Source organism: Oligoflexus sp. (genome assembly GCF_035712445.1).
Classification (GTDB): Bacteria; Bdellovibrionota_B; Oligoflexia; order Oligoflexales; family Oligoflexaceae; genus Oligoflexus.
Genome location: NZ_DASTAT010000048.1, coordinates 20,731 through 29,087, shown reverse-complemented (window position 1 = coordinate 29,087; position 8,357 = coordinate 20,731). Strand labels below are relative to the sequence as shown.

At 55.8% G+C, this 8,357-nt stretch carries 6 protein-coding genes; 2 read left to right on the top strand and 4 right to left on the bottom strand.

Annotated features, from left to right (window positions below):
* The 4 genes from VFO10_RS09740 to VFO10_RS09725 form a co-directional block, all read right to left on the bottom strand.
* Positions 1–470 (bottom strand): hypothetical protein (locus tag VFO10_RS09740; protein ID WP_325139484.1); only part of this gene is annotated, 470 nt, incomplete at its 3' end.
* On the bottom strand, positions 467–2,083 hold the full coding sequence (locus tag VFO10_RS09735; protein WP_325139482.1) for a Hint domain-containing protein: 1,617 nt from the start codon (positions 2,081–2,083) through the stop codon (positions 467–469). The genes VFO10_RS09735 and VFO10_RS09740, both read right to left, overlap by 4 nt.
* A gap of 212 nt (positions 2,084–2,295) precedes the next feature.
* The gene (locus tag VFO10_RS09730) at positions 2,296–4,419 is read right to left on the bottom strand and encodes a xanthine dehydrogenase family protein molybdopterin-binding subunit (RefSeq protein ID WP_325139480.1); all 2,124 of its coding nucleotides are present in this window, start codon (positions 4,417–4,419) and stop codon (positions 2,296–2,298) included.
* Positions 4,420–4,421: 2 nt separating this feature from the next.
* Positions 4,422–4,886 carry a (2Fe-2S)-binding protein gene (locus tag VFO10_RS09725; RefSeq protein WP_325139478.1) on the bottom strand — a complete coding sequence of 155 codons (465 nt, stop codon included), beginning with the start codon at positions 4,884–4,886 and terminating at the stop codon, positions 4,422–4,424.
* A gap of 186 nt (positions 4,887–5,072) precedes the next feature.
* Between VFO10_RS09725 and VFO10_RS09720 the strand changes: the two genes are divergently transcribed.
* Both VFO10_RS09720 and VFO10_RS09715 read left to right on the top strand, forming a co-directional pair.
* Positions 5,073–5,462: a response regulator gene (locus tag VFO10_RS09720; RefSeq protein ID WP_325139476.1), complete on the top strand. Its 390-nt coding sequence runs from the start codon at positions 5,073–5,075 to the stop codon at positions 5,460–5,462.
* Positions 5,463–5,566: 104 nt separating this feature from the next.
* Positions 5,567–8,344 (top strand): YncE family protein, encoded by a 2,778-nt coding sequence (locus tag VFO10_RS09715; protein WP_325139474.1) that lies wholly within the window; start codon positions 5,567–5,569, stop codon positions 8,342–8,344.
* The last annotated feature ends 13 nt before the right edge of the window (positions 8,345–8,357 follow it).

The following is an 8,357-nucleotide window of genomic DNA, read 5'->3' as shown; positions in this document are numbered from 1 at the left end:
TGGATATTGGCCCTGATCTGGTCCAGGGTCAGGGGGATCTGTTGCGGCTTCACGCGACTGCCGGGATCCAGATTTTCAAGGCTCAAGACAAAGCCCGGCTCGCTGCGGCCGGTGATTTTCAGATCCCGTTCCATGATATCAAAATCACTGGCAATGCAGCGCCGCACGAAAAGCCGCGAGGAAACCTGGAGCTTGATCGTGCCGTCGGCGATCTTCACTGGCAAAGGCCGCAGGTCCGCGGCTCTTTCCTGGGCCAGGAGGAGTGAACGCTGCTGATCCTGCTTTTTTTGCTGCTTGAAATCGTTAGGGGAAAGAACCTGGGGCTGACTGACAGGAGGCTCATGCGCCGCCATGGGTTCGGGGCGCGTGCTCCTCCATTTCCAGACGATGAAAGCCAGGACAAGGAGCAAAACGCAAAGTATCAAAGGCGAGGGGAACCCGCCTTGTTTACGACCGGCTTTTTTCTTCATAAACCACCGAACAGTTCAAGCGATTGGCGACTGCGGACTCTTTTTTGTAGATAATGATCGCCCGTCAGCACGCCGTTCGCAAGCAGCATATGATGATTTTCATCCTGAGTGGGAACATCCAGCTCCAGATTCCAAACGATCGTATCCGCATCACTCGGCTGAACCACGATCTTTTGAATGGCCTGCCAGCCCTGAGTAGGATGCTGGATGAGGTCTCCGGCCCGCAGATCCTTGGCGCCCATGATTCCGAGTTTGGTCATGAAGGGATGCTCACTGGTCACCTTCAGCCGATTGCCACCGGTATGAATTTCGTAAAGCGCAAAGCGTTCCGGTCCTTTGATCACATTTTTGACGGGAAAAGCACGGCTCAGCAAAGGATTCCAGACTTCATCTCCGGGCCGGACGTCTTTTATTTCCTTTTCTTTGCCATCTTTCATCGTGATGCGGGTGTCATCGACGAAACAGCCGCCGTTACCGCGCTCGCCGACAATGCCGACACTGGCGCAGTTCTGCCTGGGATCGAAGCCATAGAAGTATCCACATTGATAACAGACCCAGTTCGTGGGGCTGACGTGCTGATAACCTTGCCGATGGACGAGGTAATCGGTGGTACAGGCCCAGACTTCGGACACGGAATCACAGCGATACTCGCAGGTTTCGGGTGGAGGACCAGGCGGCACGATATTGCTCAAATCAAATTCAATGAAGTAATTGAGCTGGGAACCATCCACCTGCTCCGCAACAGCCCGCAGGGACTTCGTTCCGCTCGGCAGACTGCTGAGCGCAATCGCTGGTACTAAAGCCTTATAGCTGCTTTCAATGCGATTGGCCGGCGTAACCGGATCGGTGGTGGTCTGCGCGGCCACCGTGCCGTTGGTCAGGTCGTAAACGAAGGCGCGCGTGACGACATTATTGCAATCGAAATTCAGCGTTCCATTGAGGTCGGGCAGTAGAATCGGCGAACCATCGGGAACGCCGGTCGGTGGCAGCATGTTGCCGGCCGCGTCTTTCACATAAAAGCGGCAGTCGGAGGGCGGCGGTGCATCCATCGGCAGAAGCGCTTTGGCGAGCATGGTTTTATTCTGGGCGTCCTGCGTATGGGCTTCCACATAGACGCCTTCCACAAGATAGGGCTTCAAAGGATCGGCACTGCATTTATAACCCAGGACGCGCAGCGTATTGCTATCAGCGGGCGTAAGGCCGGGACTCTGACCCGCGCGCAGACGATTGAAGATGGCGTCGTTTTCTGTTTGCAGCTGGTTCGCGCTGTAGTTGCGAATCACGATGCTGTCGGCTGTGGCTTGCCAGGTATTGCCCTGCGTGGCTTCCAGCTGACGGTTCTGATCGCAGACAGGACCCAGGATATATGGATTCAGATGCACGGGCGCAGCCTGTCCGGCTTGTGAGCCTTTCAGAACACGAGCCGCCAGCTGAAGCGAGGAATTATTTTGAAAGGTGCTTTGGCTGATGGCCATTTCCACCTTGGCTTTTTGCCGTTTGGCGTTCACGCTGCGCATTTCGTTTTGCGCCAGAACCAGCGAGATGCCGCCCACCACGACAAGCAACCCGGCCGTCGCGTTGCCACTCTCGTTGGACCATGGTCCCTTGCCCATCCTAACCTCCACGTTCACCCTTTCCCGTTTTATCGGCTTTGAGATGAAGCGTCTGATCGGACCTCTCAATCGTGCAGAATCTATGGTCATTTGATGAGGGATTAACAACTTACGCAAGGCGATGGGAGGGGAGTTTTGAGGGAATTCTTACCTTAAAAAAGAAGCCCAGGAAGACGAGTGTGTTCCTGGGCTCAGAATGTTGACACCGGACCTTATGTCCAGGAAAAATCATTGATGGGCAGGCGCCGTATCCGTTTTTTGGTCAGACGATAGAGCGCGTTGGTGATCGCGGGCGCGGCAAGGGGCGTAGCCACTTCACCGAGTCCACCGATGGCCTCGGTACTGGGCATGAAATGAACCTCATGCACGGGCGCTTCACCAAGCTTGATGAAGGGGCGATCCGCGAAAATGGTTTGATCCACTTTCCCGCCGCTGATCGTCACCTTGCCCAGCATGGCCGCCGCCATACCGTAAAGAGCGGCACCCTGCACCTGAGCCTCGGCCCCCTCGGGATTGACGACAGGACCACAGTCCACCACAGTCCAGAGACGCTCCACCTTGACCTTGTTGTTGACAAGGCTGACCTGAGCCGCCATCGCCGCCAGGGTTCCAAAGCCTTCCATAAAGGCCAGACCAAGAGTGGGCTTGTTCGCCCAGTCGCAAACTTCGGCCAGCTTATCCAGAAGTCTTTGCGCGCGGGGCTGCTCACTTAAAAGATCCTTGCGCAGCTGCAGCGGATCCATCTTCAAGGAGTCGGCAAGCTCATCCACAAAGGACTCGACGAAGAAGGTATTCTGCGATTTACCGACCGAGCGCCAGTATCCGACGGGGACGCCGCAATCGACTTCCTGATGAAACATTTCCTGATGATCAATACCATAAGGGATGTCGGCAAAGCCATCAATGGAAGTAAAATCGACTTTGGTATTATTGGGATTCTGTCGCTTGGAAATCGACGGGCCGGCATTTTTTCCGGTCCAGACTTTCACGCGCCCCTCACTCAAACCGCCTTTGAATTTGGCCTGAAACGCTGGTCGATAGAAATCATGCTGGGTATCCTCGCTGCGCGACCAGATGAGCTGGACAGGACCCTGCACGGCCTGGGATGCGAGTGCCGCATGGACCACGTAATCCGTTTCCACCTTGCGGCCAAAGCCACCGCCCAAATAGGTGGCGTTGACTGTCACCTGCATCGGCGCGCGTCCCAGAACTTTCGCCACAGCAAAGGTGATCAGCTGAGCACTCTGCGTCGGCACCCAAAATTCGCAGCGATCGCTTGTGACCCACGCTGTGCAGTTGAGTGGTTCCATCGCGCCGTGTGCTAAAAACGGCGTGTAGTATTCCGCCTCCACGACTGTTTCGGCCAGGTTCAATGCGCCCGCGCCATCACCTTTTTTAAAGACGCTGCTGCCGCCGACGTCCTGAACCGCTGCGCTCAGTTTCTGTTCGATCGCGGCCTGGGAATTGGCATCCATCGCAGGCGTGGTTTCATATTTCGGCGCCATTCGATCCAGGGACTTTTGCGCCTGCCAGTAGCTGGCGCCGATCGCGATGATGGCCCCGGGGACTTCAATCAGCTGGTAGCCTTGAGGCATTTGCGCCTGCAGATCAGCGAAGTTCAGAAGTTTCGCGCCGAAGACCCGATGCTGACGGACGGCCGCGTACTTCATTCCGGGCAGACGCACATCCAGACCATAGGTCGCCTGGCCTTCGGTTTTGAGCGCCGTGTCCTTGCGATGTTGCCGCTTGCCGAGAATTTTGAATTGATCGGCGCTTTTCAGCGGGACATCGGAAGGCAGGGGCAGTTTCGCGGCCGTTTCGATCAGCTGTCCATAATTGACAAGTTTCTGACCCTGGGCATCGACGACCCAGCCGCTGGACGTTTTCAATTCATTCAAAAGACGGCCGGTTTGCGTGGCTGCCGCCTGCAGAAGGACGAGGCGCACGGCCGCTCCCACTTTGCGCAGACGTTCGTAATTGGTCTTGACCGAAGTGCTGCCAAAGGTTCCGGCAAAGGGAGCTTTGGGATCGACGTAAGCGCCCATTTCCCCTTCGAGTTTCACGTTGACCGTGGACCAATCCGCGTCCATTTCCTCGGCCACCAGCATGGCCAACGACGTGATCACGCCTTGCCCCATCTCAGCCTTCACCACGACTATTTCCACGCGATTATCGGCGAAGATGCGCACGAAGGTATTCAGCACTGCGGACTCGCTGCCGGCGGCCTCGGCATCATCGCGCAAAGCCCAGGGCAGACTGAAACCGAAAGCCAAACCCAAGGTTCCACCCAGCGATCTTGTGATAAGTTCCCGACGCGAGCTTTTCCAATTCAGCATGTTCAACTCCCTTGGGATGCTTGACCGTGCACATCAAGCACAGCCTGGCGAATGCGGTCATAGGTTCCACAGCGGCAAAGATTGGTGACCTCGTTCAGATTCGGTGTTTGATCGGGCGCGGTCTTCTTGAGAAGTTTATGCGCGCCGAGCACAAAACCAGGTTGACAGTAGCCGCATTGAGGGACGTCATATTTCAACCAGGCGGCTTTTAATTTTTGCGCCAGCTCATCATCAAGACCCGAGATGGTCGTAATTTTTTTACCTGCAGCGGTCGCAATAGGGTAGGCGCAGGCCCGGACCAGATTATCATCGACATAGACCGTGCACGCTCCGCACAGTCCGGCACCACAACCGAATTTGGCTTGGGTTTGATTCAAATCTTCACGCAAGACCCAAAGCAAGGGTTTGCTTGGATCGGTATCCACCGTATAGGGCTTGTCATCAATAGTGAGTTCAAAAAGCGCCATCTTGGGCCTCTCCCATCCCTGATTGTTCGATCGTCTATCAAGGCCGATAACAGGCTTTGCCCGGAATTACAATCCAGAAAATTCATAAGGACATTCCCGCCTTGGTTTCATGCGGTCCGGAAACTTGTCGCGATGCTGGGAACGGCTTATAATTAAAAACAATCATAAAGATCGAAGGAGACTCTTATGAAAATACTCCTGGTGGATGATGAGTCGGCTATCCTCGATGTCTTGGCCGATATGTACGAGGCGCATTTTTCCAACACCTCGTTCACGCGATGCAGCAATGGTGCTCTGGCTCTGCATGAATGCTTTCAACAGACCTTCGATCTGATCTGCACCGACTATAGAATGCCGGTCCTGGATGGACTTGAACTGACCGAACTGCTGCGACGCAAGGAAGGCCTGAATCAGAAAGCGCCTATCATTTTTCTTTCCGGTTATATTCCGGAATTTAAATTCAAGGCTGAAATTTACAACGACGTCTACTTTCTTGAAAAACCTGTTCACCCCGATCGCTTGATGCGCATTTCTTCGATCGCCGCGAAAGCTCGTTTAGTCCATAAAGTGGGTTAGTCGCCGCCCGCCGCTTTCTTTCAAACTTTTGTCTATACTTCGGACCAACACATCGTCTATCGTCGCCAAACTATTTCTCTTCAAAGGAAGATGGGAGGTTTGATATGAATATGCGGCGATGGATGGGTGCAGCTGCTGCCCTGGCATTGGGGCAATTACCGATGAGCGGTTCATCACCCGCCTCGGAAGAATGTTTGGTCAGTCTGCCTTTGCAGAATGCGCGCGCGGTGTCCCTGGGGGACACTTTTTATCTGCCGAAATCCGCGGGTGGAGCCCAGTGTCCAGCGGCCATCCGCTGGAAGCTGACGGCCGCGCCGGCTGGTTCAAAGAATAGCGTTTATAATCAGGGAACCGAGCATCCGCGTTTTACGGCGGACGTCGCCGGTGACTATGAATTTTCCAGCGCGAGCGGCGGTTACTCGTTTACGATGAAGGCGGTGCAACGCACGCCGGCGGAACGTTTCCGCAACCATTACCTTACTCCTCTTTACGGAGCGGCTCAGGTCGGGTCTGAACTTTGGACAGCCAACGGCGCATCTTATACCGTGACGCGCTTGCAAAAAACAGCCGATGGTACCCTGCAAAAAACGGCGGAAGTGACGACGGGCGCATGGCCTGCGGCTGTGATCGGCAGCGAGTCCCTGCCTTACGTTCTGGTGGCTCAGCGCGGAGCCGATACGATCGGTTTCATCGATCGTCAGCGCAATGTCCTGGTGGATGCGCTTTGGGTTGGTGATGAACCGACCGGACTGGCGCTCAGCCCCGATTCCCGGACGCTGTATGTTTCGCTGGCGACCGAGCGGTCCATCGCCGTCGTCGACCTTGCGACGCGCAGCCTGAAGCCGCGCATTGCCGTGGGTTTTGATCCGCGGGCCCTGGCTCTTTCCGCGGATGGGACAACGCTTTATGCCGCTTCCTATCGCTCGGCGAATCAGGAATATGGCCCAGGCGGCAGTCGTCCTGCAGCCGACGATCAGGATATTTTCGTCGTGGATACGCGCAGTGGAAAAATGGTGCGCACCATCGGATCGGTGGCTGCGGATCTGCGCGCCATCACTCTCAGCCCGGATGGTGAGCAGCTTTATGTGGCGGCCACCGATGGCCAGACTCTGCCTTCCCAGGCGGATCCCACCGCGAAACCTTTTATTCATATGGTCGCGGCCCTGGCTGTTGCGGTCAACGATGCCGGTCGTCCCGAATCGGTGCAGCTGGCGGATTTAACGAGACAGGAAGGTTCGCCCGGACCCTTTGTGAATCCAAGCGGGATTGCGGTGCAGGGCGATCAATTGTGGGTGGCCTCGGAAAGTTCGAATCAGGTCGCCATCCTCGACAAGGCCAGCATGGTCGAGAAAAAGCGGATCGATGTCGGTTCCGGTCCGCGGCAGATCGTGGTGATGAAGGATGCTGTGGCTGTTCATTGCTTTCAAAGTTTTGAACTCTATATCCTCAATTTCGATGGCAGCGTGCGTCAGGTCGTGAAGTTGACCGAAGATCCACGCACACCGGCGATTAGCCTTGGGGAAAAAGTCTTCATGCGTCCCGGCAATACCTATGCGACCAACCACTCCTGCACCAGCTGCCACATTGAAGCGCAGAATGATGGTATGATCTGGCGTTTCGGTCCCAACGTCTGGCACAACGTCAGACCCCTGCAGATCCTGGCGGCCACCACGTCCCTTGGCTGGACGGGTTATGCATCCAATGCGGATTCCTTTGGTTTCATGGGTCCTTCGTCGATTCTGAATCGTCCCCCGACGAATGAAGAAGCGGCCGGACTTTCCGCATTCTTGAATTCGTTGATCGGCGCGCCGCGCACGACGGATCGCACCCGTTTGGACGGTTCTTTCAGTGAACTGGGACTGAAGGGCAAGGCCCTTTTTGAAAACGAAGGCAAATGCACCAGCTGCCATGTGCCGCCTCTTTACACCAATCGGGTGATCGTGCCAAAGGGCAAGTCGGGTGAGCCGGCAGAAGTCGCTTCCCTTTTGGGTGCCTATCGTCATGGCGTTTTCTTCATGAAAGGCGGAGCCCGTTCGTTGGAAGATGCCGTGGATGTGGCCACGAATTTCGTAGGCTGGACACCGAATGCGGAAGAGAAGACGGCGCTGGTGAGTTTCCTGAAAGAACTCACACCCAAAGGGGCCGCGCCGCTCGGCATGTTCCCGGACCTCTTCAATAACGATATGATACCGGCGACCGTTCGTCCTTACGTGGGCTTTGCCGAACCTGTGGATGACACGCGGCCTGGCCTGACGCCGGTGGATGTGGCTCGTCCTTATGTGAGTTTGAAAGATGCTGCGGGCAACGAAGTGCCGGCAACCCTGAACGTGATCGGTGGGCGTTTGGAACTCGTTCCTGATCAGGCTTTGACTGCTGGCGAACGTTACACATTCCGCGTGAAGGCCGGTCTTCCTTTCCGTGATGGTGGCGTTTTGGAAGGTGACCGCAGTTCGAGCTTCATCGTGGCACGTCCAGCGGCGGTGACTTTGCCCAAGGACCTTGTTTTGAAGGTGATGGTGCCTGTTCCAGGACCGCCCACGGTGCCGCCTGCGATGAAGGAAGTGCCTTTGAACCTTCAGATCAAGGCTCAGGATGCCAATGGAATTTGGGCGGTACTCGATATCACAGGCGGACGCATGCAGATGCTGCGTCTTTATCAGGACGGTGAAAACCTTCGTCTGCAGTCTTTCGCCCTGCCCATGGGTGGACCTCCCGGAAGCAATTCACTTGCCGATGCGAGTGCGGTTACAGGAAAGCTCGTGCTGAATGCTGAGCAAACAGGAATGTTTGTCAAGGCACAGGGGACCTTGACCATTGGCGCGCCGGGTATTAAAGTTCCTCAAGTCCCCTGGACATTGGAAGCAGCTCCGGCGGCTCGCTGATTGATTCAGGTGA

Bases quoted from the DNA above. Each gene is read 5' to 3' on its own strand.
- VFO10_RS09725 (WP_325139478.1), bottom strand. From the start codon at position 4,886: ATGGCGCTTTTTGAACTCACTATTGATGACAAGCCCTATACGGTGGAT.
- VFO10_RS09735 (WP_325139482.1), bottom strand. From the start codon at position 2,083: ATGGGCAAGGGACCATGGTCCAACGAGAGTGGCAACGCGACGGCCGGG.
- VFO10_RS09730 (WP_325139480.1), bottom strand. From the start codon at position 4,419: ATGCTGAATTGGAAAAGCTCGCGTCGGGAACTTATCACAAGATCGCTG.
- VFO10_RS09720 (WP_325139476.1), top strand. From the start codon at position 5,073: ATGAAAATACTCCTGGTGGATGATGAGTCGGCTATCCTCGATGTCTTG.
- VFO10_RS09715 (WP_325139474.1), top strand. From the start codon at position 5,567: ATGAATATGCGGCGATGGATGGGTGCAGCTGCTGCCCTGGCATTGGGG.